We start from the raw sequence: 25,852 nt of genomic DNA, 5'->3' as shown, positions 1-25,852 counted from the left end.
GGACTCTTTCCCCTAATAGTACGTGATTCACTGCTCGGGAGAAAGCATCACAGCAAGCGAAGAAGCAGAAACCCTCCAAAGCCGGCAAGCAGGCCATATAATATTGCAGGCACCAACGTCTTGCGGATGATTTCTCCCTCTTTGCCGGAGAGACCGACAACAGTGGCCGCCGCCACAACATTATGTACGCAGACCATATTGCCCGCAGCAGCTCCAATAATCTGAAGCGCCAAAATAACTTCCTGATTGACACCGATCTCATTTGCAATACTGTACTGGATTGGAGAGAAGGTCAGCGTGGAAACAGTGGCACTCCCAGTTATAAATGCACCGAGTTCTCCGAGGAATGGTGCTGCAAAAGTCCAATTTGCACCTATTGCTGAGGCAAGCGCATCGGCGATGTACTGGGGCATGCTCAAATAATCGTGTACATTCATATCGGAATGCGTGAAGACTTGGACCAAGGCAAGTGTAGGCAACAAGGTCAACCCGGCATCCTTAATTGACATTAACGAGGATTTGGAAGCCGAAGCAAAAGCGGCAATCGGTTTTCCCTGGATAAGAACCGCAAAAAAAGCGGCAATTACCAAGATGGTCCCGGGAGAGTAAAGAAGTTCCCATTTTGAAGTGATCCCCTCAACCCCCAATATATTTCTCCAAGTGAAATCGACTGCTTGCAGCGCAAACTGCTTGACCGGTACGATCACCCTCGTCGCCAAAAGAAGGATAACAACGATGAGGTAAGGAGACCATGCTGTCAAAAGCCCCATTCCGCTTTTTTCCCCATTCCTTTGAAACCCTTTCTGGAGAGCATCCGTCCATTCCTTTTTCGGTATAAGAAAACCGGATTTGGCAGTGATGGTGGCTACAAGCAATCCTGCCAGCGACGCCAAGATAGAAATGAACTCCGGGCCAAACAGTACGGCAATAAGCAATGCCGAGACGGTATAAGTCATGCCGATCAGCAGACTCCATGGCAAAAGCGGCAAGGCGTTCCTGACGCCATTTCCCTGCTTACCGAAAAATACCGTCATCAGCAGAACCAGAAGAAACGGAACAAAGGTACCTGCCATAAGATCAATCGACGCAATCCGGATTGCAATAGTCTTATAAAAATCCAGGTCCGCAACGGAAAGGTTGCTTAGCCCGATCATCACAGGCGTTCCGACTGCTCCAAACGGCACAGCCGCACTATCAGCGACCAATGCGAGCACTGCGGCCGCCAGCGGATTAAAGCCCAGTGCCACGAGCAAGGGCCCAGTCACCGCTGCCGGCGTGCCGAAGCCGGCCGCTCCCTCAATCAGCCCCCCGAACAGAAAAGCTACGATAATTGCCTGAACACGCATATCGCCGGAAATGTTGTGGAATCCCTGATTGATCCGACTCACTGCACCGGTGTTCTCCAATGTCCTCAATAAAATGATAGCGCCGAATAAAATCAGCAGGATCGTCAACGCCTTGTGAAATCCTTCAAGAACGGACGCAGCAATCGCCGTTTTATCCATCTCCCATATAAAAAGCGCACATAAAATAACAATTACTGCACTTAGGAGCATCCCTTTTTTGGCCGGCATCCGTAAAATCACCAAAAACAAAAACGGAGCCAGAATTGCGCTTAAGGCGGCAAGTAACATTTTCATCCCCCATTCAACCCCATCTATTAAAGCGGTTACATATTCCATATCAGTGAGGTAGTCAGGTCATCAGATGACCTGAAGTAAACATATACTAAATATTTTGACGGGTCAATATTAAATTACTTGTTTACGCTCATGAGGAAGTCGTAAATTTCTTCAGGAAAACTTCATTCTAAACAAACGGAATACTCCAATTCCATAAAGGGACCCATGCACATCACCTCTTGCAAGTTCGAGTGCTTTACGCAAAATTCACCCGGCACTTTCAGCAAATCCTGCTAAAAATGAAGCTTCCTGTTCTATTTATCTGGAAATATGTCGAAGTAAAAAAAGCCTCCGCGCAGAGAGGCTTTCAGGGAATCAAAATCCGTTATACATCATACCGCCGAAAAAGGCGAAGCCGAAAATGACCAGAATCAGCACGAACATCCCCACACTGATGGCCACGAGAATAAACGTGGTGAGCAAGTACAGGCCGTAATTATGGAACAGGTCACTAAGTGCGCGTGTGTCCCCGCCCTCTTGGATCACTGCTGCTGATTTGCCGGTTTTGTAAATCAGATACCCCATAAAGAGCGTGATCCCGCCCGGTATGGCACCGACGATAAAGTAAAATAGGCCAAAAAATGCATAGATCCCGCCGGTGATCATCATGGCGATGCCCGTCACCTTACCCCATAGTGCGATGCGCTGAAGCCCCTTCTGCGCCACCGCTTCTTCAAACGATTGTGCTTGCATGTTTCCATTCTCTCCTTTTCTTATACTCTTCTTCCATTCTGACCGAATGCACTCCGCGTGTCACCAGATATTTGCAAAACTCCCGAAGATTCGACTACCCTTTAGGTAAAGGGGGGATTGCCTTGAACATGATGGACGCCATTCGCTCAATCCGGGAGCGGGAGCGCTCTCCGATAGAAGTGGTCAATGCGACGCTCGACACCATCCGGAAAAAGGATCCTGAACTCAATGCCTTTATCACAGTATGCGAGGAAGAGGCTGTCCGAGAAGCGGAGCAGCTAACCCGCGAATGGAAGTCGGAAACATTGCGCGGACCGCTCCACGGAATACCGGTTGCGGTCAAAGACCTGATTTATACCGAAGGAATCCGTACGACAATGGGTTCCGTGATCCATACGGATTTCATCCCTTCTGAAGATTCGACGGTCATCAAGAAGCTGAAGGATGCAGGAGCGGTCATCATCGGGAAGACCAACACGCACGAGTTTGCCTACGGGCCGACCGGAGACGTTTCCCATTTCGGGCCCGTCCGCAATCCGTATGACCTGTCGAGGATTTCAGGCGGATCCAGCAGCGGATCGGCCGCTGCGGTGGCAAGCGGCATGGCACTTGCGGGCATCGGGACAGACACCGGCGGATCGGTGCGCATCCCGGCAAGCGCATGCAATCTGGTCGGCATGAAGCCCACATTCGGCCGCATCAGCAAACAGAATATTTTCCCTCTCTCCTATACACTGGACCATCCGGGTCCTATGACGGCAGGCGTGGAAGAAAATGCGATCCTGCTCAACATTCTGTCCGGCCCGGATCCGGCCGACCGCTATTCCCTCCTGGAGTCTCCACCCGACTTTACCGCGGAACTGAGGGACGGTGTAGAAGGAAAGGTGATCGGCCTGCCATCGCCATACTTCCGCCTGCTGGACCCGGAAGTCCGTGCCGCCGCAGAACGCGCCATCCGCAAATTCAAATCGCTCGGCGCGAAGGTGATCGACATCGACATTCCGGTCATCCCTGAAATCAATGACGCACAGATTGTAACGATCCAGTGCGAAGCGGCCGCCATCCACCGGGAGACCATGGAGAAGCGGCCGGGTGACTATGCGCCGGAAGTGCTGGCACGATTGGAAGCAAGCGTGAAGCGGGCCGGATGGGAATACGTCCAGGCGCAGCAGGCGCGGCCCCTCCTGATTGAAGCATTTAATGAGGCGTTCTCTAAGGCTGATGTCCTGCTGACTCCGACGCTTCCGATCCTGCCGACTTTGATTGGCGAGCGGAAAACGATTGTAGAAGGAACGGAGATCGACGTCATACCGGCTCTCCTTAGCCTCACATCGCCGACCAACTTCACCGGCAATCCGAGTTTGAGTGTTCCGGCCGGATTCTCCCGGGAAGGCCTTCCGATCGGTATTCAACTGATCGGAAACCACGGGGATGAAGCGAAGCTGTACCGGTTTGGCTATGCGTTCGAGCAGAATTGAAAAGCATTAAAAGGGCATTCCGGCATGCAGCCGGAATGCCCTTTCCTTGTTTAGGCCCGTTCGTCCAAATGTTGCGGATAAACTCCCCGCGCGTGTTCAATCTCCCGCTCATGATTCTCGATTTTGGCCGACACGAGGCCGAGTGCACCGCCAAAAAGGGCACCTGCAAGAACTTCGAGCGGCTGGTGACCAAGCAGCTCTTTGAGTTCTTTTTCCTGTTCTTCATACTTGAGGCTCGGGAATTCTCCCGACAGCTTGACGAAGTTGTCTTCCAGGTCGTTGACAAGCTTGGCAATCTCACCGGTGTGGCGGCGGATTCCCTGTGCGTCATACATGACGATCGTGGCGAGTACGACGGCAACCGCCGTTTCGGTATGCCGAGCGCCCCGGTTCGAAGCGACATAAGTCGCAAGCGCGGAGACACCCGCTGAGTGAGAACTCGGCATGCCGCCTGTAGTGAAAAGCGGACGCCAGTCCCACTTGCCGGTCACGGCTTTGTGAGTAAACACTTTAAGCGCCTGCGCAATTCCGATTGCGCCGAATGCCGTCACGATCCCTCTGTTCATTTTCCTCATCTGCTTCACGGCTGCCGTATCTGCTATCGGCGGCATCCGCTTTCCTGCCATTGGCCGCGTGGCCCGGACCGGCATGGCCGGGTTCATCGGATGTACAGATTGTCTGTCCATGGTCACCCTCCTATGTAACATCGTCTTTATCCATACCCAAAGAGTTGTTGAATCATGTATCCGGGCGGGCGAATGTTAAGCAAACCGTCTCGAGTGTTAAGCAAATCCCATTCCGGTCAAAAGAAGGCCCGTACTCCATTCCACTGCACAGCCTTATTCATTTCCACTGCCGCCGCAATAGGACAACACAGCCGCCGCCATCGACTTTGCGCTGATGATCAGGCTCTTTTCATCGATATTGAACTTCGGATGATGATGCGGGTACGCCTCGCCTGTCTCCGGTGACGCTCCGACATAGAAGAAGCACCCCGGTACTTGTTTCAGATAATACGCGAAGTCTTCCGAAGGGGGCTGCGGAGGGGTTTCAAGAACCGCTTCCACTTCCGTGATCTGGGCATGCTCAAGCGACTGCCGGACCCTTTCGGTGACTTCCGGGTCGTTATATAAAACCGGATAATCGTTTTTGTAATCGAGGTCGCACGTCACGTGGAATGACCTCTCCAGGCCTTCCGTAAACGCCCGCACCTCACGTTCGACAATCTCCCTCGTTTCATCGGACATCGCCCGGACGTCCCCTTCAATCGTGACGGAATCCTTGATGACATTGAACGTCCCTTTGCCGTCCAGGTTTCCGATCGTGACCGATGCCACATCAAACGGGTTAATCCGGCGGCTCACGATGGTCTGCAGGTTCATGACAAAGGAACTTGCGGCGACGATTGCATCGTTAGCCAGATGGGGCGAAGAGCCGTGTCCGCCTTTGCCCTGCAATACGAGTTTGAAATAGGATCTGCCGGTTTGGGTGTTTCCGCTCCGGTAATACACTTTCCCTGTTTCCATTTGGGCCATGACATGGATGCCGAGGATGGCGTCCACCCCTTCCAGAACCCCCGCTTTGATCATGGCGATGGCACCGCCGGGCGGCATTTCCTCGGCGGGCTGGTGAATGACACGGATGGTTCCCTTCAGCTGGTCCTTGAACTCGGCCAGCGTTTCGGCAAGCACCAGCATGTAGGCTGTATGGCCATCATGACCGCAGGCATGCATGACGCCGTCGTTCTTCGAAGCGAACGGCTGCCCCGTCTCCTCCTTGATCGGCAACGCATCAAAGTCCGCCCGGATCGCAATGGTTTTCCCCGGCTTCGCGCCGTTGATGGTGACCACGATGCCCCGTTGCCCGCCAACGTTCGTTTCAATATGGTCCACGGGCACATCCGTGTAGAAGTTGCGGATGTACTCGGCCGTTTTTTCCTCCTGGAAGGACAGCTCCGGATGCTCATGCAGATAGCGCCGGATTTCGATGATCCGTTCCTTTTTCTTATCCAGTCTTTCCAGGACTTGATCCAAAAGCATCTCATCGCCTCCGAACTATGGATGTTGGGACTCTGCCATTTATCATTCCCCTAGGCTTGTTGCGAAAAACTCCCGGGTATCTGCAGCAATTAAAAAAAGACGCCGCCTGTCCGCGTCACGTCTGTTGGTTTATTGATTCCCTAACTCTTTAATATCCGGATTCACTTTCCGGAGTGCCTTGATCAGTTCGTCCCGGTCTTCCGGGCCGACCGAGACGACACCGTGTGTGCCGAACTGGATCTCCAGCTTCCGGATGGTCAGCGACGGTGAGGAGAACGGGTTGGCCGTCTTCCGGACCGATGTGATACGGTCGATCGGGATCGACTTGTAATACGGGCCGGAAGTGATGAATAAACGCCCGTCTTTGATTTCATAGGATGTCCGGAACCAGATCGACAACAGGAGTAAAATCACTCCCCCGACAATCACTGCGCCGACCAGGTCTCCGTCAGACACCGTGTCGGCGAGACCCCAGAGGAGAAAGGCGATGCTTCCCCAGATTACACTGCCGATCCACACATCCCGTCCGGCCCTGAATCTCAAAGCCGCTCCACCAGCCCCGGCAGTTCCGAGAGTGAATCAATCCGGCAGTCCGGATTTTCCGGCTGCCCGAATCCATAGGCCGCCCAGATAAACGGCACGCCGGCAAGCATTGCCGCGTCCTCGTCGCCTTTTGTGTCCCCGACATAGACCGCATGTTCCAGTTGGTTTCGGCCGACCACCAGCTGGATGTTGCCGCTTTTCGGGAGGCCCGTCCGCCCCGGATTTTCATAGTCTTTGAAATACTTGCCGAGCCCGTGCGCTTCAAAAAACGCCTCGATGTAGCCGTCCTGGCAGTTGCTGACGATGTAAAGCGGATAGGTTTGGGACAGCTGCTCCAACACTTCTTCCAGCTTGGGATACAGCACACCGCCTTTTTCCGCGACATAATCGTTCTCATATACGCAGCATTCATCCATCAGTTTTTTCCGTTCATCCGTATCCAGGTCCGGGAACAGCCGGTCGCCGATTTCCGGCAGCTGCAGGCCCATCAGTCCCGTCAGATCCTCTGCCGTGATCTCGCGCTTTGCGTCAAGGCGATCCTGCACCACCTTCGTCCACGACTCCGCGACCGCCTTTCGGGAATCCCACAACGTCCCGTCCAAGTCGAAAATGATTCCATCCACTGCCATTACGCTCACTCCTCAGAAATTGCCTTGATTTCTCTCCATTTCCCGTAACGGTAATAAAGAAATGCGATCACACTGCTGATAATGAAGCTCGTTCCCATGCCAAAAGCGATTCCCCCCCGGCCGAACCATTCGGAAAACAGCCAGACGAGCGGATACCTGAGCACCCAGAACGATATGATGTTCAGGACCAGCACCTGGAACATCGCCCCAGCCGCCCGGACGGCCCCATTCAGAATGAAATTGATGCCAAGAAACGGATAAAAGAACGCGATCGTCCTCAGATAAGCCGTGCCGAATTCAACCGCCTCCGGCTCCCGGATAAACAGTTTGACCGCCGGCTCGGCAAGCAGGAACAGCAGCGTCGCCATAAAAAGCATGGCACCGAGGTTAAAGATAAACCCGTACTTTGTGATGCGCGAGACACGGTCCCATTTGCCAGCGCCGATATTCTGGCCGGCCATCGAGTTCACAGCCGTCCCGAGCGCCTGCGCAGGCAGCATGATCAGGCTGTCGAGCCGCCAGGCCGCCCCGTACCCGGCGACAACCCCCGGGCCGAATGATGCGACGACACTCATGATCGCCATGACACCAGCCGAGATGACGCTCATCTGAAGCCCTGCCGGAATGCCGAGCTTTAAGATATCTTTGACCTCCCGCGACTTCGGAACGGTCGGCATCGTAAACGGCACGAGACGTTTACGGAGTATGTAAATGAGCCCAGCCACAAACGACAGAACCTGCGACAGCACGGTCGCATAAGCCGCGCCTTCGATGCCCCAGTTGAACCCGGAGATGAACAGCGGATCCAACACCGCATTCAGCACGACCGCCGTCGCGACAAAATAAAGCGGCGTCTTGGAATCCCCGACCGACCTGAGAACAGTCGTGTTGAAGTTATAGCCAAATAAAAATAGGAGCCCCGTGAAGTTGATCTGCAGATACGCCGTCGCCATCGGCAGCATCACATCCGGCGTGCCAAGCAGCCGGAGCACCGGTTCGGCGATGAAAATCCCGACGATGCCGAGGGTGAGCGACATGATCGACATCAGCACGACAAACGCATTCAGATACCGCTTCAGCCCTTCTTCACTTTTGCGTCCTTTCTGCTGAGAGAGAATCGTAAGCGCCGCATTGTTCAGGCCAAGCACAAATGACAGCACCGTGAACAGCACCGTCGCAGAAATCGACACCGCCCCGAGCGCATCCGCCCCGATCAGGTTCCCCACCCACAGCGTATCGATCAGCTGATACGACACCTGGAGCAGGTTCGCCAGCAGGATCGGCCAGGCAAAGGAAAACATCTGCCGGGCAAGCGGCCCCTGTGTAAAATCCTGTTGAGTCGTCGCCATCCCGCCGCCCCCCTTTTTCTAACTTGATGATGCTATCCATTATAGCCGAGTTAGCGGGGCAGAGGCAGTTGTGCCGGCCTGGAATGCGCAACGGCCGGGCGAAATCTCCTTAGCGCCGGTCCTTCCTGACAGAACCCTCTCCGCTCTTCTTCAACAGACGGAACAAGACTTCCATCACGAGCAGCATCACCGCCAGCCCGGCCGCGACCGGCAAGGCGGTCTGCCCCTCCGCGCCGACAAGCAGGCCGATTCCGTAAAAAGCGAGCACCCGTGTAAAGAGCAGCACCCATTTCCCCGCCACCGACTTGCCCATCACAGACTTCAGAAACAGCTCGATCAGGCTATCGGCGGAAAACAGATAAACGAGCAACGCAATAGCGAAAATCCCCACTCTTCCGGGGCTCATCTCCAGATCAAACAGCCAACCGACCACCTGCACCGAACCGGCCAGCGCAAACAAAATCCCGCCCATCACCGCCGCGACCGGAAGCGCAAGCAGCACCGAAGTGATCGCGATAATTCCTGGCCCCTTCCCCTCCGGATCCTGCCGCTCGCTTCGCCGGATAAACGAGAAGATGGAAAGGGATGCGATGATCCAGATGCCGAGCGTCGCGAAGATGATGTTCATAAAAACACGTCCAATCCTGATGGGTCTTTAGTGAATGGTACGGATGGGGGCGGGAGGAGGTTTCAGGGGGATCAGGGAGGCGCGGGTCGGGCAGGTATGAAATGGAAAAGCCAATGCATTCAGCGTACTTGGATGCATTGGCTTTTTTACGGTTTTTTCGTAATGGCACGCACACTTCGGAAGCCTTCAACTTTTCGCAAGCGAACTTCTGAAATTCGCACGAACCCCCGGATGCTTCCACTTTTCCGCAAGCAATCATTCCCTTTTCGCCATCAAACTCGGGAGACCTCTCACTCAAATCACCCCGAGCTGTTCACTTTTCAGGTCTGTTACGAACATATGGCCCGGCGCATGGGTGATCATGAGCGAGGGCTTGGTATGCATCGCGACGGACTGAGGGGTGACGCCGCACGCCCAGAACACCGGCGTTTCTCCTTCGCGGACCGTGACCGCGTCGCCAAAGTCCGGTTTCGCGATGTCCCGGATTCCGATTTCCTCCGGCGTTCCAATATGTACCGGGGCGCCATGGACCGACGGGAACCGGCTTGTCACCTGGACAGCGCGGACCACGTCGCCCGCGCCCATCGGCCGCATCGAGACGACCATGGGGCCCGAGAACTTCCCGGCCGGAACGGTCTCAACCGATGTCCGATACATCGGGACATTCACACCCTCTTCATGGTGCCGCATCGGAATCCCGTTGCGGATCAGCGCTTCCTCGAATGTGAAGCTGCAGCCGATCAGGAAGGCGACCATGTCGTCCGTCCAATATTCATTCAGATCGGCCGGCTCATCGGTCAATTCCCCGTTCCGGTACACCCGGTATTTCGGAATATCCGTCCGGAGATCGGCACCCGGCGCAGATGCGGCAGGAACCGGCGAACCGATGTCGGTCACGTCGATCAGCGGGCACGACTTCGGATTGCGCTGGCAGAACAGGAGAAACTCGAATGCATCCTCCTTAGGTAAAATGGCCAGATTCGCCTGCACGAACCCGTCGCACACCCCGGCAGTCGGACCGGTATAAGCCCCGCTCCGCACCTGTTCCCTGAAGGACTCCGGTGTCAAATTCCTCATGCCCTCACTCCCTTTCGTTTCAATCCGTCAACCAGGAGATAAACGCCCGTCACGCACAGCGCCGAGATGCCGAGCCGGACCCACATGACCATTTCGATACTGCCGCCCTCCGGTTGATAGACGGCCGTCAGCATCAAGCCCTGGATCCATTCAGCCACAACCAGCGCAACCGCGGCGGCGGTCAACCACATCAGAAACCGCTTCATCCTCATCTACCTTTCCATATCGGTCATTTCAGCCAGGATATCAGCCACTTTCACCCGGATATCAACCACTTACCATTTGCTCCATCCGCTTTTCCGCAAACCGCTTCAGCAGGTGAACGCCGGTCACGCAATCGCCCAAATCCGTCCATTCCGCCGGATTGTGGCTGATGCCGCCTTGGCTGCGGACGAAAATCATCGCCATCGGGGCGAAGTTCATGGCGTCGTGCCCGGCCCCGCTCATCAGTTCCATCGGTTCGATTCCTGCTTCCGTGAACACGTCTCGGAGTTCATTGCGGATCTCGTCACTTACCGGAGCCGGATCAACCGACGATAATTGGCTGACGGTGATTTCGACATCCTGTTCCTGCGCACAGCGCTCCGCGATCTCGCGGACCTTCAGGACGAGCGCGTCCCGCTTTTCTTTAACGAGGTCCCGGATGTCGACGGTCAATTCCACCTGCCCCGGGATGACATTCGAGCCGTTCGGGGAGACAGTCAGCTTGCCGACGGTTGCGACCGCCGTGTCACTGATTTCGGACGGAAGCGCGCTCACTTCATAGACAAACCGGCCCGCAGCCACAAGCGGATCGCGGCGCCCGATCATCGGCGTGTTGCCGGCATGTCCCGCTTCTCCACGGAAAATGATATGAAGGCCGGCAAGCCCTGCAATGCCCTTGACGATCCCTGCCGGAAGGCCCGCCTGCTCCAGCAGTTTCCCCTGCTCGATATGGAGCTCCGTATAAAACCCGATCTCTTCCGGACGACGTGCGGCTGCCAGAAATTCTTCCGGGGTGCTGCCGTACGACCCGATCACCTCGCGGAACGTCCGTCCGGCAAAATCCATGAGACTATCCAGTTCGCCGTCTCCGATTTTGCCCATCATCGCCCGGCTGCCCATGACGCCGGTCCCGAACCGGGAACCCTCCTCCTCGGAAAAGACCACCACTTCCACGGGCACCGGCGGCACATATCCCGTCTCTTTCCAGGCTTCAACCACCTCAAGCGAAGACAGCACCCCGAGCGGCCCGTCAAAATTGCCGCCGCTCGGCACTGAGTCGAGATGCGACCCCGTGACAAATGCGGGGCCACCCGCCTCACCGTTCAGCCGGCCGATCACATTGCCGGCACCGTCATTCCGGACAGCCATCCCGGCACCTCGCATCCATTCCATCACCTGTTGCTTCGCCCGCTTTTCTTCCTCCGAAAAACCGGGACGGTCGACTCCGCCATCCGCCGTCTTTCCGATCGACGCAAGTGTTGCCAACCGTTCCGCCAGCCGTTCACCGCTTACCCCGTTCCGATCATACCCCCGGTCGTAACCGTCAAGCAGCCGCTCTTTTACTGATTGTTCCATCCTGAGATCCCCTTTCTATTTCCGAAGCCTACGCCCAATTCTCAAATTCGAGGCGTGCTTTTTAACACTCGCCGTATCCGGTGTCTGTCCGAAGTGACGGATAAAAACGAATTTACAGTCTATTGACTCCGTTTCTATGATAAACTTTTCACTAATAGAAAGAAAGGGGACGACACCATGACGAACATCCGGACAGCCGCCCTGATTGGGCTTGGCGCCATCGGGGCTGCCTATGCCGAACGACTGCAGAAGCATCTTAAAAATGATTTCTTCGTCTTGGCCGATGAAGGCCGGATCACCCGGTACAAGGAACTCGGCATCCGCATCAACGGCCGTGATACCCGATTCCGCTACAAGCCGCTGACCGGAACGGCGGTGCCATCCGACCTGATTTTATTCGGCGTGAAAAACGATCAGCTGGATGAAGCGATTGACTGTGTCCGCCCGTTTGTCGGACCGGAAACGATCCTTCTTCCGCTCCTGAACGGCATCTCCAGCGAAGAAGAGTTGAAGGCGGCGTTCCCGGACAATCCGGTTCTCTACGCCATGTGCGTCGGCATTGATGCGCAGCGGGACGGCCGCGACATCCGCTACTCCAAACTCGGCCGGATCACATTCGGCACTCGCGCCGGAGAATACCCGGAAGCGGAAGCCGCTGTCGAGCAACTCTTCCGCGAGTCAGACGTCCCTTACGAGATTCCGGACGACATCTGGCGCGAAATGTGGTGGAAGTTCATGATCAACGTCGGGGTCAACCAGACCTCCTCGGTGCTCCGTGCTCCATACGGCATTTTCCAGACGATTCACAGCGCAAGAAGCTGGATGGAGGAAGTCATGAATGAAGTCGTCCAAGTATCCCAGGCGGCAGGCGTCGGCCTGAATGACCGTGACATCGCCCGCTTCCGCCCTGTCCTGGACAGCCTCTCGCCGGAAGGCAAGACGAGCATGCTGCAAGATATCGAGCATGGGAGAAAGACCGAAGTCGAATACATGGCCGGCAAGATGGTCGAACTCGGGGAGAAATACGGCGTGCCCGTACCGGAAAACGAACACCTGCTCAAACTCATTCGGATCCTGGAGAAAATGTGACATGGCCAAACCGGCTGTTCTAATTATCCAGGAAGCCGTGGGTTCCTCCCTTTCCCACAACTGAAAACCACAAAGACGCGCCCCCTCCGGAGCGCGTCTTTTTTATCAGCTATCGTAATTCCATTTCACCGTGACATTGTCAATTTTGTCTGTCCCCGCTTGATATTCAAAGAACAGCTCGTAATCCTCGTCGGCATACCAGAGATATTTGAAGTCCATTCCATCTTCGACTTTTTCCGCAGATTCGATGTGGCGCAGGACTTCCTCGACTGTCGGCTTTTCTTTAAAATGATAGGTCACTGTTGTCACAGGTTCCCCGTGCGGCTCAGGTGCCATATAAGGAACCCCGTACGCGTAATTCCCGTAGACATGCCGGAGGCCGCCTTCAAAGTCGTATTCAGCTTCAGCTTCGCCGGCTTTCGCTTTTAGGTCGGACAGGTCGGAACCAATTTGCACCACAGCACCCGCAACCTTGCCCTGTTGCAAGTCCGAGTAAAACGACGCCGGCATGACCGATTCTTCTTCACTCATTACTTTTTTATCAGCCGTCATGAGCGCTAGTGCTTGGTGAGAATTGGTCACCTCTCCCTCTATAAAGGCTGGAACCTCATTTACCTTGGAAAGATGATTCGTGCCCGCATGCACGTCGGCTGCGGATGCAGCAAGGCCTGTCCCCATTCCCAGCATGGTGCCTGTGGCTGCGATGGATAGAACGAGTTTTTTGTATGGATGTTTCATCATACAGACCTCCTTTTAATTGCGATCTGCTGATTCGAATTCGCCAGATCTACTCTTCTTAAAACAGTCTTTACGGGATTCGTGTCAACCGTTAGACTATATTTAGTTAACTATATTCATCAAATAGGTTAACCCTATAGGGGAAGGGGAAATGTTTCATGCTTCAATCACGTTCAAATCTATCGATGATGATCGTCTCCGCACTGTTCGCGGCGATCATTGGCATCCTGGCACAGGTCGTTGTGCAGTTGCCGCTTGTACCGATCACGGGCCAGACGCTTGCCATCGGCCTTGCCGCCACAATTCTCGGGTCCAAGTACGGCACGCTTTCTGTTATCATCTATCTTTGCCTCGGCGCCATCGGGGTGCCGGTCTATGCCGAAATGGGGAGCGGCCTCGGCAGCCTGTTCGGCCCGACCGGAGGCTTCCTGTTCGGATTTATCCCGGCTGCGTTCATCATGGGCTATTACCTTGAAAAGACGAGTTTCACCTTCAAACAGGCACTCATTGCGAACGTCATCGGCATGTTCGTGACGCTCTTCATCGGTACGGCTTGGCTGAAAGTCGCTGCGGGACTGACTTGGCCAGCCGCATTCGCGGGAGGATTTATCCCGTTCATCCCAGTCGGCTTCATCAAAGCCGGCCTCGCTGCCTGGATTGGCATCGCCGTCCGCAACCGCCTTGCCTCAGCAAGAATTGCAGTGCCTGGAGTTTAATTAAAGGGAGTCGCAGAGAATCTGCGGCTCCCTTATTACGTGCATTCCACTTGACCAATGATATAAACGTATCCGGCAACTATTTATCCACTTTACTTTCTTCCAGGTTTAGTCTATAAATAAGTTTGGAATATTTACCAAGAAAGAAGGAACCCATCCCATGGATTTACGCATCATGAAGCTTCCGGCCCTCATCCTCACCGCCCTCATCCTCTTCCTCACCGGCTGTGGAACGGCGGTGGACGAGGCAGTTGTGGAAGAAGATACGGAAAAGGTTCAAACAGAAGAATCGTCTGAGCCTGAAAAGAAAGCTGAAGAAACCACTGCAGAAGAGCCTGCTGAGGAAAAAAACAAACCGGAAGAGCAACCAGAAGAAAAACCGGCAGAACAGCCTGCCGCCGAAGAAACCAAGCCGGCCAAAAAACCGACCGAAACCGGCGGCACGACCGCCCATATTCCTGTCGAACTCGTCAAGACGATTGACGGCGACACGATCAAGGTCCGCTACAACGGGCAGGAGGAAAATGTCCGCTACCTCCTGATCGACACACCGGAAACGAACCACCCCCGCCTCGGAAAGCAGCCGTTCGGCGACCAGGCAAAAGAGCGTAACCGCGAACTCGTCAACAGCGGCGAACTCTCGATTGAATTTGACATCGGCGACCGGACCGACAAATACGGCCGGTTGCTCGCTTACGTATATGTAAACGGCAAGAGTGTCCAGGAAACCCTGCTACGGGAAGGTCTCGCCCGCGTCGGATACGTCTACCCGCCGAATACCCGCCACCTCACGCCGTTTGAAGAAGCCGAAGCGGAAGCCAAAAAGAAGAAAATCGGCATCTGGTCAATCGAAGACTACGCGACCGACTCCGGATTCGAAGCAGCTGCCGCCGAACAGCAAAGTACTGCCGCAAGTGCACCCGCTTCAACAGGCGGTTCCTCTTCCGGCGGAGGCGCAGCGACATCCAGCGGAGGCGCAGCGTCCGGCAATTCAAACTACGACGGCGACCCGAACGCCAAAAGTGGCACGACCACGGAATGGTTCCAAAACTGTACCGAGCTGAGAAAGAAATACCCGGACGGCGTCCCTGCCGGCCATCCTGCCTACCAATCGAAGATGGACCGTGACAAAGATAATTACGCGTGTGAAAGATAAAATGAGCAATCCCCCTGCAGGCCGCAAGCCTGCAGGGGGATTTTCTGCGAATGAGGAAAGCCGAGTGACGAGATGGACAGCGCGAATAACCTGATCTGGCTTTCGCTGAGTGTTACGATTCGGTGCTTGAATGTTACGTAACGGGCTCTGAAAGTTACGATAGCCAACGCGAATGTTACGCAACCGCCCACGAATGTTACGATAGCCTCCCTGAATGTTACGAAACCGCTCCTGAGTGTTACGCAACCGCTTTCGAGTGTTATCGAACCGCCGGCCCACATACTCTCACTCTCCCACCTCCACTCACTTCCCGCAGCACTTCTTATACTTCTTCCCGCTCCCGCACGGACAGGGATCGTTCCGTCCGGCCTTCTCGGAAATAATGGGCTGTCCGCCTCCCGTTGCCGCTCCAACCGACAGCACATTCAGCGTTCCGCTTCCCCTCAGCTCATTCGGCGTGTGTCCGCGGTTTTCCCACATCCGGGTCGCATTCACCATGTCGAAGAACAGGCCGATCAGTTCGTTCGCCTGCTTGTCGTCGTCAAACACGATGCCTTCGTCGTCCAGCAAGAGGCCCATCGCCTGTGCCGGCGGCGTGTTGGATGCGGCGAGGTACTGGGCGTAGTCGACCCAGTTGATGGCGCGCGTCTCCTCCCCGCGGAACAGCTTGCGCTCGGCAAACTGCCGGAATGCGGCGAGCTCGGCTGTTTTCTCGTAATGGTCGGCATCTACATACAGCATGAGCGCTTCCTTGCCCGGCACATGATACGGCTTGCCGTTTGCCTGCTTGGAGTAGTACTCATATTGTTCCGGGTCCAGCAAGTCTTCGTGGATAAACCGGTCCCCTTTCACATGGACGAATCCGCGGTCGAGCCACTCGGCGGCCGACGGATCTTTCAGCACCGCTGCAAAATCAGAGTCCGCAAGCGCCGTTCCGTTTTGCTGGTTAAACACTTCCCGAACTTTCGTGACCGGGGCGATTCCCCACAGGTGGGTCAGCGCCAGGATGTAGTCGACTTTCTCCTGTACATCACCCTCCAGCTCAGGCCGGGGCATCCCGAGGAGAATCTCCTCCCCCATCTCATACGGCGTATGGCCGCGGTGCGACCAGCTACGGACGTGGTTGAACATATGGGCGGCGTAGCGCATCAGGTCTTCAAAGTCGTCCGGGTCCAGTTTCGCGGGATAACCCCCGGCTTGCAGATAATGAATCAGATTCTGAAACGCATCGCCTTCTGCTTGATTTGCGGCAGACCGGATCCTTCCCATCAGCTCAGAGATTTTCTCGTCATTGAATCCCAGCCGCTTCCTCGCGAACGTCTCCAACGCCTTTGCCTGCGCCGTCATTTCGATGTAATTGTCGTCCAAATACCGAAGCAGTTCCTCTGCCTGCGGCACATAAAACGCCTTTCCTTTTGTCGCCTCAAGATACAGCTCCGCTTCGCCTTCCTGCATAATCACATCGTGCGCCAGGAATTCGGCCTCCGCCCAGACGAACATCCGGTCAAGCAGTTCTTCAGACTCCCGGGCCAGCTTCCGCACCTCTTTACCGCTTACCCGGTCACCGGTCTGCTCCGTATAAATCTCGGCCACTTTTTCGTAAGGCACAACACCATATAAATTGGTTGCCGCTCCTACATAATCCACCAGTCTCTGCTTGTCCATCCGCCGCACCCCTTTCATCCATTCATTTCTCCCATTATAACGCGGATCGGCCGGACGACTTCAATCATTCCCTCTTCCCTGCTTCTATGAGAAAATGGAAGAAACCCCGTACGGAAGGAGAAGCCCCATGGACAAATTCAGGAAAACCAACGCCCCCGGAATATTTCTCGGTGCCCTGCTCGGCCTGGGAATTGGCATCGCCATGGATAGCCTCGCCGTCGGTGCAGGGATTGCCATCATCTTTTCCATGGTGTTCGGAAGCAATGGAGATGAGCAGAACGGGGATGATTAAATCGCCGCAGGTAATGACCCGGCAACACTTGGCTGGCGGGTTTAGCTGTGCCCAGCAGTAATCGGTTTACTGGTCTAAGGCCAGGTCATAGGGGCTCACCGCTTAATCACATGTGAACCCTTTTCATCTCCTATGCCGTAAAACATCAAAGGAGTGATCGGTGATGGAAGTAAAACCACATTTCCCTATCAACTGGGCCGGAATCATCATCGGCCTTGCACTCGGAATTTTAATGGGGACCGCATTTGACAGCCTGGCATTCGGAATCTTATTCGCAATCGCCTTCTCCATAATCTTCAGCGCTGCTTTCAACGCTCAAAGCAAGAATAATTGATCACCAGAAAAGCCGGCCCCCGTGGCCGGCTTTCTCATTTAATGAACCCCATTCAAATAATCCATCGCAAATCCGCTCATGGCGATCATCCCCGTCGGAATGGCCCTCTCGTCAAAGACGATGCCCGGATTGTGGAGCGACAGGTGCGTGCGGCTGTCTTTGTCGTTCCTCGTGCCGAGGCGGAACAGCATGCCCGGTATCTGTTCCAGGTAATAGGCGAAGTCCTCGCTGCCCGTCGACGGTTCTTTCAGGTAGTCGATGTTGCCCTGGCCGATTCGCTCTTTCAGCGACTGTTCGAGCAGGCCGGTCAGATGCGGATCGTTGATGACCGGCGGGCAGCCAGCACCCTTGAATTCAACTTCCGCCTCCGCATTGGAAGCCGCGGCAACGTGGTGGGCGATTTCCCTCATGCGCTTTTTGATGTAGTCGCGGGTTGTGTGGCTGAGTGTGCGCACAGTTCCCGACACTTTCACATCGGTTGCAATGACATTGTCCGCCGAACCGCCGTCAATCTGGCCCGCAGTGATGACAGCCGGGTCGAAAGGCGACAGGTTCCTGGAGATGATGCGCTGGAACAGGTCTACGACGTCACCCGCGACCGGTACAGGGTCAACGGCTTTTTCCGGGTGGGCCCCGTGTCCGCCGGTGCCCTTGACCGCCACGTGGAACGTATCATTCGCTGCCGTCATCGGGCCGGGGCGGATGCCGATTTTCCCGGCTTCGGTCGACGGCCATGTGTGGAGGCACACCGCGTGGTCGGGCTTCGGATTTTCGAGCACGCCCGCCTTGATCAGTTCGGAAGCACCGCCTGCTTTTTCTTCGGATGGCTGGAAAACGAACTTGATCGTGCCTTTCCAGTCGTCCCTCAGTCGCTCCAGCACCTTTGCCGCTCCGATCAGCACAGTCGTATGAATGTCATGGCCGCATGCGTGCATGACATTCGGCTTTTCAGACGCGAACTCGACACCGGATTCTTCCATGAGCGGCAGCGCGTCCAGGTCTGCCCGCAGCATCAGGACGGGCCCGTCTCCGGCCTTTCCGTGCATCAGCCCGACAGCGCCCGTCTCAAGCTCGAGCTCCTGCCACTCGATCGACGTGTCTTTCAATTGTTCCTTCACGAACCGGGTCGTCTCGTATTCCTCATGGCTCAGCTCCGGATGGGCATGGATATGCCTCCGGATCCGGATCATCTCGTCTTGTATCTCCAGCACCAATTGTTTCAGTTCCATCGAATCCTCCGTTCCGTAGTGGGTTGGGTCGACTTTCCCGATAGTCTTCCATTACCCGAATCAGGAAAGAGGTATGTATTTGAATACCGACTACTCTTGTATCCGCCATAAGGGGCTTCGAAGAAGAGCGACTTTGATAAGTCGGTTCGCTATAGAGTGGCGGGTTGAAGTACGTTTCAACCGCACTTTACCCCACAAGAGAAAGCATGCCCCCTTTCCCGGGTGCATGCTTCTCTTTTCTTCCTAAAACCGCCGGCAGTCAGGAGTCTTCAAAGTTTCTGCCACCGTCCCGCTTCATGAGATGATATCGTTTCTTCGGTTCCCGGACGAGGAACATCCGGACAGTCCGGCGCTCGACAAGCTGGTATTTGAACCGGAGGGCTTTCTGGAACTGGTTGTGGAAGCTGAATTTGCTGACGGGCAACGTGACGGTATGGCCGTTCGTGAGCGTCACGCAAGTTTTCCCCTTCCCAACCGCCTCGTAGCAGTCAATGTGATGCAGGGCGAACCAAGTGCAGTCTTCGCGCGACGGCGAAGTGGTCGGGAAAAGGATAATCGTTTCTTCCCCCTCGATGCGGACAGGCGTGTTATGCGTTCTCGACAGGATGTAATTGGCGCCGTCACGCGCGCCACGGAAGCTGGTCCCTTGCATCCGCAGCGTGCGGTCAATCAGTTGTGTCGGGCTTTCCCCGACCGTGATGTACTCCTCCGGCAGCAGCACTTTGGCGTGCAGGTCGCCAAAAGCGTCATACTCCGGAACAATTCCCATCGTTTCCTGTCCTATCAAGAACATTGTCGTTCTCATGCCCCCATCCCCTTTGATCTCATTTTTCCCCGCTTTCTTCTCTTGAAATGCCCAATGCCCTTTACTTGCCGCCACTCACCCGTCCCATCCCTCACCTCACACCCTTCAAATAAAAGGGAAACCAGACTGACAAGGAAGTAAATGACCCACAAAAATCCAAATGATTGGAATAAATGAGCGATAATTCCCTTTGTAACTCCATTATAAGTATAAGACGGTATAAAAGTCTATCTATTTTGACAATTTAAGTTGATTATTGCTAAATATTGTCGCCGAGGCCCAGCAAAACGTAGAATGGGAATCAGAAAATAGGTCCTAAGCCAGGTGTTCGCGTATGAGAGTTAAGAAAACCTGCGCGAGTGTTAATCAGGCCTGATCACGGCAAAAGCGAGGACGTCGGTCGCTTGTCGCGCACCGCCGTCCCCGCCGCTGTTTGCATCTCATCTCTCATTTCTCCAGAAATCTCAGCTTTGCTTTACCGTACTGTTCTCCGGCCTCTTTATCCATGGAACCGTCTCCAGTCTGCCGGAGCGTTCACCGCCGACCAACAAGTTGTTGTATTGGCCGGTGTACCCCATCAAATGAAGGAGCGCAAGTTCAAGGTACTGGATGCCGAGCTGGAGGATGGCCTCCTTGTCCCGGTCGCTCAGGGCCTGGAGATTGCGTCGGTTCGCATGGAGCGTTTCCTTATAATACGCGGCAATCAGCTGCGGACCGTCCGCGTAGCCGCCGACACGGATTGTGTGCCGCGGGAAGGCTGTCGGGATGGCGCAGAACTGGAGAAGCCGACGGATCTGCATATCAACCGGAAATCGTTCGAACTCCTGCGCGGATAGGATCTTTTTTTCCTCGACAAGCACTTTCCATGCAAGCTTCACAATGCGGCATGAACAGACACAAGCCGGTTTTCCATGAAGCCCGCCGTTTTTGCACTGAGATACCACTGCAGAAGCCGCGGCAACGTCTGTTGCCAATGTGGAATCGTGAATTTTTCCATCACGCTTTCCACCAGGCGCCCCAGTTTGTCCTCCGGGTCATTCTCAACTCCGGGACACCAGTTGGCCTCGTTTCTCCAACTGTCGACTGCCGGCATCCGGTACTGTTTGAACACGCCCCCATGTGTGTCATTGCCATGGATGCTGCAAATGCCGACGGACCGGCCCGCGTTAAAGGACAGGACCCAATTCAGCGCCTCGATCAGTTCATTGATCGTCTTCGGGTCGGCCGGCTGCCTGTCCGTCCGTTCAATCAGGCCCGCGTGTGTCACCCCGTAACCGCCCAGTTCATCCAGACTGCGATACATTTCATCGTAGTTATGGACCTGATCGAATGTGAGCCTATACGCCCCGTAACGGGCCCGAAGCCTTCCCCTGTAAATGGAATTCAGATATCGGATCGGTTCACCGGCTGTCCCGTAAAAGTTCACGACAGAGAAATGTACGCGCTCGGCCGGCCGGAATGGCTGGCTGAATGATTCCTTGACGGACCCTGCCAACTCGGCCCGTTCCATGTTAAAGCGGTTAATGAACGCTTCTCCCTGAAAACCGGTCGGTGTCTTGATCCGGAACGTGCGGAAAACAGATTCCACCAACAGATTGCCCGCTTTCTCAGCAGGAATCCCGATATCGGCCAGGTTCCCGACCCACTCAATCTTCATTTCCGGATACCATTTAAGCGTAACTTGTCCATGAAGCTGAAACACGTCCGGACCATCTTCCAGCGAAAACTCGCCCGAATACAGATTCACCGCCTGGTTGACAAAGTTCATTCTGAGCGGGGAGACCAATGCATCCTCCACACCCGCCGGATTCCATTCCTCTATTCCGGATAGCCGTATTGCTTGCCTCCGACGAGCCGATTCCACATTCATTTCCGGTAGTCCCCTCTCCATTCTTTAACTGTGATCCGTGATCTTCCGGCTGTTGCAGCACCCCTGAGCATAATCAGGCAGGCCCTGTCGAACAAACTCCAGTTCAAGCAGCTTCCTGTATTCCTTTAAACCCAAGTTGCGACCCTGTCCGACCACTTGGGACAGCCCCTCGGCCGCCGCCATTTACCCATGATAAATTTCCCATTTATTTTTTTAATCATAGCATTCGCTTTCCTATGAAAATATAGAACTAAAGACCGAATAATTCGAATAATTTCCACATGAAACGCGCCGAATCGACAGCATGCTTCCTGTCTCGCATCAGAGGACCTGGTTCTTGGAAAAATGCCGTCAGCAAAGCGGGCCCAAGGGCAACAAATATTGCCAAAATCCAGTGCTTTGACCCCACATTCCATAAACCACCACAAAGTCATCTGAGTCAAAACCGATTACTTTCACACTTATTTTGAGTCAAACGCAACTCATTCACCACCGGTAAAGCATCTAATTAGTCTGATAATTAATGAAAGATAATCAACTTGTTGTGTGGCACAATTCTTGCATTTCATAGAAGCAGGAATGCTGATTGGGGAGGTTAGCCCGCCACATACATAAACTTCAGTTGATTAATCGTGTTGAGCATTTGCCAGAACCGTGCACTTCTACTAAACCGCTACCTATTAAGGAGATGAGAGCATGTCCGGAGAGATCATTGTAAAGCAGAAAGTCATAGAGAAAGTGAAAGGCAAGCCAAAAATATTCACTGCCATGTTCATCGTTTCAGCTTCAATCACAGCGCTTTTTTCCATCTTTTCTTTGGTTAGCCCAAGTGCACTTGCCAAGATCATGACGTTTCTTCAGTCATTATTCGCAGCACAGTACGGTTGGGTTGCAATGATGATTCCTGTTTTATGTATGGGGCTGTTATTGGCACTTGGGATTTCCAAGTACGGGACCATTGTCATTGGCGGGAAGGATACAAAGCCGGAATATAGTCTTTTTTCCTGGCTGGCGATGTTGTTTACCTCTTCGATCGGCATCGGGATTATTTACTTTGGTGTCAACGAACCTCTTTATGCTTATTATCTGTCCCCGGGCAGCACTGAGGCTCCCAATACGATGGTGGCCGCCAGGGAAGCGATGGGGACGGCGCTTTACCATTGGGGCATCTCAGTATGGGCAATCTTCAGTGTTGCCGGACTGATCATGGCCTATTTTGTTTCAAAGCACAATATCCGTTACTTGCCTGGAGATGTCATTGAAACGAGTTTCGGGAAGCGCAAATGGGTGCCTGCCACCAAATATTCGATGAATGTGTTGGCTATTGTCTGCTCGGGCATGACGATTGCGGCCACGATGGGACTGGGCAGTGTCCAGATCGCCACGGGGATGAACCAGGTTGCCGATATCGGCGGGGCCTTTCAAGCGATGTTGCCTTATGCAGTCTTGGCGATTTTGCTGATTGTCTGTCTGTTCGCCGCAACAACGAAGAAAGTCGGCAAGGGCATGCAAGTATTGGGCGATTGGAACGTCTATCTGGCCATTGCCATTTTGCTGTTTGCGATCCTTTTCGGCCCGACCCGCTATATCTTAAGTCAGGTTGTCCAGCTTCTCGGGACCTATATTGACCAGCTTCTCCCGAGGAACTTTGAAATGTTCCTCTTCAGCGCTGATCCGACCTATTCGACCACATGGGATGTCTCCAATAATATGTGGTGGATTTCATGGACGCCTTTCATGGGCGTATTCATCGCCTCCATTTCAAAAGGACGAACAATCCGGCAATTCGCTTTCGCAACCATGACCATACCGGTCTTGTTCATGCTGATCTGGCACGCCGCGTTTGGCGGGATTGCCCTGCTAGACGCTATATTAGGCACTGAACAAATCGCAAAGCACGCAATGGAAAGTCCCGATATGACGTTCTTCGCGATCCTTCAGACGATGCCCTGGCCGACGCTCACCTCAATTGCAACGATTATTTTGTTGATCATGTTCATTTCCACTACGATCACAAGTGCGGCTTTGTCGTTGGCCAGGATGACAGATGCTGATGGCAAAGAGGCAGCCCCCGTCAGAAGTGCGGTGTGGGTGATCCTTATCACGGTCATCGCCCTGACTGGTATTTTTGCAACTACTTTGGGTGGAAACGATGCCCTGAATGCCGTAAAGTCACTGGCTACCACTTTGTCCTATCCATATCTGTTCTTCTTTATCCTGATGGCTACCGGGTTTATCAGGCAGATCAGAAAAGATAAACACCAAATGCAGGGAGGAATCTAACATGGATCTTTATTATTTGAGCGGATGGGAACTGATCGCAGAAAAGGTATTACAGGTCGGCATGCTTCTGTTTATCGTCTGGAACCTCAAGTTGCTGCTTGAAAAAGGCACTGCCCCAGAAGGAGACAACCATGATGGCGTTCAATAAAATCAATGTCTTTGATAAAATGACGCCCGAAATGCACCAGGCCTTGCTTAAACAAAATGAACTTGTGGAAGATGCCTTTTCGACCGGATCCTCCATCGAGGAAATGAGACGGAATTACGAGAAGGAAAGAGAGTTTTGGAACGAGGGCGGACCCGAGCCGGCCAAAACGATTGATCTGGAGGTCGAAGGCCCGCACGGTCCCCTCCCGATCCGCTTTCATTATCCGGAAAACCGGATCGGTAATGGAGCTATCGTCTTTATTCACGGCGGCGGATTTGTGGTCGGCAACCTGGACACACACAGTAAAATCATGCGGCTGCTCATGGAGGAAACGGGATCCGTCGTCATCGGGATCGACTACCGATTGGCTCCTGAGTATCCCTATCCGACGCAAATAGAAGAGTGTGCGTTCATGGTGGAATGGCTGAGGCAGCATGCGGAAGAGTATGGAATTGACGGAGAGGACATTTCCCTTGCCGGAGATTCGGGCGGAGCCAACTTATCGTTGGGTACCGCGCTTTATTTAAGGGATCAAACGAACGATGTTTCCTATTTGCGGTGCCTGCTTCTATACTACGGCGCTTTTGGGCTGACAGATTCAAAGTCGATGCGCTTACTCGGCGGAGACTATGACGGGTTAAGCCGGGATGACCTGCTGGAGTATACAAGGATGTATCTGGGTGAAAACAAAGACGCCCCGTATTTTGACTGTTTCTCGAACGATTTAACCAAGGCTGTGCCTCCTTGCTATATTGCTTACGGGGACCTGGACCCTTTGCAGGATGACAGCAAGCTGCTCTACGAAATTCTTTCCGCCAACGGTTGCAACGCGGAGCTGGAGGAATTCCGGGGCGTGATCCACGCCTTTCTGCATCACTCCCGTCTTGTCCCTGAAGCTTTAAAAGCCATTCAGGGAGGCGCCAAGTTTTACGGGTCTGCGGTTCCGTGCAAAGTTCCGGAAAACTGAGCCCGTATTTTCCGGGTGTCTTTACAATCGCATGTCCATCCCCTACACTGGATATATCGGGGCCATCCCGAAGCACGAAAAACTGCATACGTCATTGCACTGGGGGTGCCCGTTTGGGCTGAGATGAGAGCGCTGCTCCGATCCCTTTGAACTCGATCAGGTTAGGACCTGCGTGAGGAAGTGCGGCGAGTTTCATGGCGCCCTTTTTGTTTATGGGCATTTCTGAAATCACGGCTGCATCTTCACGGGTGCAGCTTTTTTGTGTTCATTTTCAGAAAGGGGATGTTAGAAATGAAGGATCTGCAATGTGGGAACAGTCCGATTGTGGGGTTCCGGTTTACGCTGAGCCCGATGACCGATGATTTCATCGATGTCATCAAAGGAGCGCTTGAGGAGGTCGATACATCTGCGTTATGGATGCATACGGATGATGTGTCGACGGTTATCCGCGGCAAGCAGGTGCATGTGTTCAACGTGGCGAAGGCGCTGGCGCTCCACGCTGCGAAAACCGGCGTGCATGTGGCGCTGAACGGGACGTTTTCCGCGGGCTGCCCGGGAGACACCGCGGGAGATGCGTACTTGGACAAGCCAGATGAGCCGCTGAACAACGACACGACCAAGCAGTATGTATCGTCGCAGTTTGCGCTGTATCCGATGAACAACCCGGATTACATGTCGGTCATCTACCGTGAAGTGGAGCGCGCAAAGGAGCGCGGCGTATTCAATGAGTCGATGCATTACGCAAGCGGAATCCACGGAGATATCCATGACGTGTTCGACTTCTATGAGGAAACGTTCACACATGCCCGCACCGAGGAACACCGCCACCTCGTCATGACGGTCTCGATGAGCATCAACAGCCCGTCCCACGAGGTGAATTGA

Annotated in this window: 27 protein-coding genes and 1 riboswitch; of the genes, 10 read left to right on the top strand and 17 right to left on the bottom strand. The window is 54.2% G+C overall.

The features are described from left to right. Positions 1-47: 47 nt before the first annotated feature. On the bottom strand, positions 48-1,640 hold the full coding sequence (locus tag KHA84_RS06370; protein ID WP_236823143.1) for an L-lactate permease: 1,593 nt from the start codon (positions 1,638-1,640) through the stop codon (positions 48-50). Between the two features lie 357 nt (positions 1,641-1,997). Continuing rightward, on the bottom strand, positions 1,998-2,375 hold the full coding sequence (locus tag KHA84_RS06365; RefSeq protein WP_213422691.1) for a DUF5362 family protein: 378 nt from the start codon (positions 2,373-2,375) through the stop codon (positions 1,998-2,000). Positions 2,376-2,503: 128 nt separating this feature from the next. Here KHA84_RS06365 and KHA84_RS06360 point away from each other — a divergent pair, with 128 nt between their 5' ends. Further along, positions 2,504-3,853 (top strand): amidase, encoded by a 1,350-nt coding sequence (locus KHA84_RS06360; RefSeq protein WP_236823164.1) that lies wholly within the window; start codon positions 2,504-2,506, stop codon positions 3,851-3,853. A 50-nt stretch (positions 3,854-3,903) separates the two neighbouring features. On the opposite strand, the gene KHA84_RS06355 is transcribed toward KHA84_RS06360, so the two are convergent. The 9 genes from KHA84_RS06355 to KHA84_RS06315 form a co-directional block, all read right to left on the bottom strand. Next, the gene (locus KHA84_RS06355) at positions 3,904-4,428 is read right to left on the bottom strand and encodes a divergent PAP2 family protein (protein ID WP_213422783.1); all 525 of its coding nucleotides are present in this window, start codon (positions 4,426-4,428) and stop codon (positions 3,904-3,906) included. 264 nt (positions 4,429-4,692) lie between these two features. Then, positions 4,693-5,892, bottom strand: coding sequence for a M20 family metallopeptidase (locus tag KHA84_RS06350; protein WP_213422689.1), 1,200 nt, complete (start codon positions 5,890-5,892; stop codon positions 4,693-4,695). Positions 5,893-6,021: 129 nt separating this feature from the next. Beyond that, on the bottom strand, positions 6,022-6,435 hold the full coding sequence (locus KHA84_RS06345) for a PH domain-containing protein (RefSeq protein ID WP_213422688.1): 414 nt from the start codon (positions 6,433-6,435) through the stop codon (positions 6,022-6,024). Further along, positions 6,432-7,064, bottom strand: a complete 633-nt coding sequence (locus KHA84_RS06340; RefSeq protein WP_213422687.1) for an HAD family hydrolase — start codon at positions 7,062-7,064, stop codon at positions 6,432-6,434. The genes KHA84_RS06345 and KHA84_RS06340 overlap by 4 nt, the downstream gene beginning before the upstream one ends. Before the next feature lie 5 nt (positions 7,065-7,069). After that, positions 7,070-8,413, bottom strand: coding sequence for an MATE family efflux transporter (locus tag KHA84_RS06335; RefSeq protein WP_213422686.1), 1,344 nt, complete (start codon positions 8,411-8,413; stop codon positions 7,070-7,072). 109 nt (positions 8,414-8,522) lie between these two features. Then, the gene (locus KHA84_RS06330) at positions 8,523-9,041 is read right to left on the bottom strand and encodes a hypothetical protein (RefSeq protein WP_213422685.1); all 519 of its coding nucleotides are present in this window, start codon (positions 9,039-9,041) and stop codon (positions 8,523-8,525) included. 294 nt (positions 9,042-9,335) lie between these two features. Continuing rightward, positions 9,336-10,118 carry a putative hydro-lyase gene (locus KHA84_RS06325; protein ID WP_213422684.1) on the bottom strand — a complete coding sequence of 261 codons (783 nt, stop codon included), beginning with the start codon at positions 10,116-10,118 and terminating at the stop codon, positions 9,336-9,338. Next, a complete protein-coding gene (locus tag KHA84_RS06320; protein ID WP_213422683.1) occupies positions 10,115-10,324 on the bottom strand; it encodes a hypothetical protein in 210 nt (69 codons plus the stop codon). Before KHA84_RS06320 ends, KHA84_RS06325 begins: the two co-directional genes overlap by 4 nt. A gap of 61 nt (positions 10,325-10,385) precedes the next feature. Beyond that, entirely contained in the window at positions 10,386-11,678 is a 1,293-nt protein-coding gene (locus KHA84_RS06315; protein WP_213422682.1) for a M20 family metallo-hydrolase, read from the bottom strand. A gap of 177 nt (positions 11,679-11,855) precedes the next feature. Here KHA84_RS06315 and KHA84_RS06310 point away from each other — a divergent pair, with 177 nt between their 5' ends. Further along, positions 11,856-12,767, top strand: a complete 912-nt coding sequence (locus KHA84_RS06310; protein ID WP_213422681.1) for a ketopantoate reductase family protein — start codon at positions 11,856-11,858, stop codon at positions 12,765-12,767. A 105-nt stretch (positions 12,768-12,872) separates the two neighbouring features. On the opposite strand, the gene KHA84_RS06305 is transcribed toward KHA84_RS06310, so the two are convergent. After that, positions 12,873-13,505: a hypothetical protein gene (locus KHA84_RS06305; protein ID WP_213422680.1), complete on the bottom strand. Its 633-nt coding sequence runs from the start codon at positions 13,503-13,505 to the stop codon at positions 12,873-12,875. 158 nt (positions 13,506-13,663) lie between these two features. On the opposite strand from KHA84_RS06305, the gene KHA84_RS06300 reads away from it, so the two are divergent. Next, a complete protein-coding gene (locus tag KHA84_RS06300) occupies positions 13,664-14,221 on the top strand; it encodes a biotin transporter BioY (RefSeq protein WP_213422679.1) in 558 nt (185 codons plus the stop codon). 160 nt (positions 14,222-14,381) lie between these two features. Continuing rightward, the gene (locus KHA84_RS06295; protein ID WP_213422678.1) at positions 14,382-15,377 is read left to right on the top strand and encodes a thermonuclease family protein; all 996 of its coding nucleotides are present in this window, start codon (positions 14,382-14,384) and stop codon (positions 15,375-15,377) included. 303 nt (positions 15,378-15,680) lie between these two features. Here the strand turns inward: KHA84_RS06295 and KHA84_RS15495 are convergent, their stop codons facing one another. Then, on the bottom strand, positions 15,681-17,042 hold the full coding sequence (locus KHA84_RS15495) for a YecA family protein (RefSeq protein ID WP_272875255.1): 1,362 nt from the start codon (positions 17,040-17,042) through the stop codon (positions 15,681-15,683). A 127-nt stretch (positions 17,043-17,169) separates the two neighbouring features. Here KHA84_RS15495 and KHA84_RS06285 point away from each other — a divergent pair, with 127 nt between their 5' ends. Together KHA84_RS06285 and KHA84_RS06280 are read left to right on the top strand one after the other, a co-directional pair. After that, a complete protein-coding gene (locus KHA84_RS06285; protein ID WP_213422677.1) occupies positions 17,170-17,334 on the top strand; it encodes a hypothetical protein in 165 nt (54 codons plus the stop codon). Between the two features lie 163 nt (positions 17,335-17,497). Continuing rightward, the gene (locus KHA84_RS06280) at positions 17,498-17,668 is read left to right on the top strand and encodes a hypothetical protein (RefSeq protein WP_213422676.1); all 171 of its coding nucleotides are present in this window, start codon (positions 17,498-17,500) and stop codon (positions 17,666-17,668) included. Between the two features lie 38 nt (positions 17,669-17,706). Here KHA84_RS06280 and KHA84_RS06275 read toward each other — a convergent pair whose 3' ends face one another. The 4 genes from KHA84_RS06275 to KHA84_RS06260 form a co-directional block, all read right to left on the bottom strand. Then, positions 17,707-18,897 (bottom strand): M20 metallopeptidase family protein, encoded by a 1,191-nt coding sequence (locus tag KHA84_RS06275; RefSeq protein WP_213422675.1) that lies wholly within the window; start codon positions 18,895-18,897, stop codon positions 17,707-17,709. A gap of 259 nt (positions 18,898-19,156) precedes the next feature. Next, a complete protein-coding gene (locus KHA84_RS06270) occupies positions 19,157-19,702 on the bottom strand; it encodes a competence protein ComK (RefSeq protein ID WP_213422674.1) in 546 nt (181 codons plus the stop codon). Between the two features lie 464 nt (positions 19,703-20,166). Further along, positions 20,167-20,580, bottom strand: a complete 414-nt coding sequence (locus KHA84_RS06265; protein ID WP_213422673.1) for a hypothetical protein — start codon at positions 20,578-20,580, stop codon at positions 20,167-20,169. Continuing rightward, positions 20,577-21,572, bottom strand: coding sequence for a YopA family protein (locus KHA84_RS06260; RefSeq protein ID WP_213422672.1), 996 nt, complete (start codon positions 21,570-21,572; stop codon positions 20,577-20,579). Before KHA84_RS06260 ends, KHA84_RS06265 begins: the two co-directional genes overlap by 4 nt. A gap of 696 nt (positions 21,573-22,268) precedes the next feature. Between KHA84_RS06260 and KHA84_RS06255 the strand changes: the two genes are divergently transcribed. From KHA84_RS06255 to KHA84_RS06240, 4 genes are all read left to right on the top strand, one after another. After that, on the top strand, positions 22,269-23,855 hold the full coding sequence (locus KHA84_RS06255; protein ID WP_213422671.1) for a BCCT family transporter: 1,587 nt from the start codon (positions 22,269-22,271) through the stop codon (positions 23,853-23,855). A 1-nt stretch (position 23,856) separates the two neighbouring features. Continuing rightward, positions 23,857-24,003, top strand: a complete 147-nt coding sequence (locus tag KHA84_RS06250) for a hypothetical protein (protein ID WP_213422670.1) — start codon at positions 23,857-23,859, stop codon at positions 24,001-24,003. Further along, positions 23,990-24,970: an acetyl esterase gene (gene aes, locus KHA84_RS06245; protein ID WP_213422669.1), complete on the top strand. Its 981-nt coding sequence runs from the start codon at positions 23,990-23,992 to the stop codon at positions 24,968-24,970. Before KHA84_RS06250 ends, aes begins: the two co-directional genes overlap by 14 nt. A 91-nt stretch (positions 24,971-25,061) precedes the next feature. Beyond that, a riboswitch (TPP riboswitch) is annotated at positions 25,062-25,166 on the top strand. A 95-nt stretch (positions 25,167-25,261) separates the two neighbouring features. Next, positions 25,262-25,852 carry a YkoF family thiamine/hydroxymethylpyrimidine-binding protein gene (locus tag KHA84_RS06240; RefSeq protein ID WP_213422668.1) on the top strand — a complete coding sequence of 197 codons (591 nt, stop codon included), beginning with the start codon at positions 25,262-25,264 and terminating at the stop codon, positions 25,850-25,852.

The sequence above is a fragment of the Bhargavaea massiliensis genome (assembly GCF_018390575.1).
GTDB lineage: Bacteria > Bacillota > Bacilli > Bacillales_A > Planococcaceae > Bhargavaea > Bhargavaea massiliensis.
The sequence above is the reverse complement of the archived record's forward strand: the minus strand, read 5'-3'. Positions and strand labels throughout refer to the sequence as shown.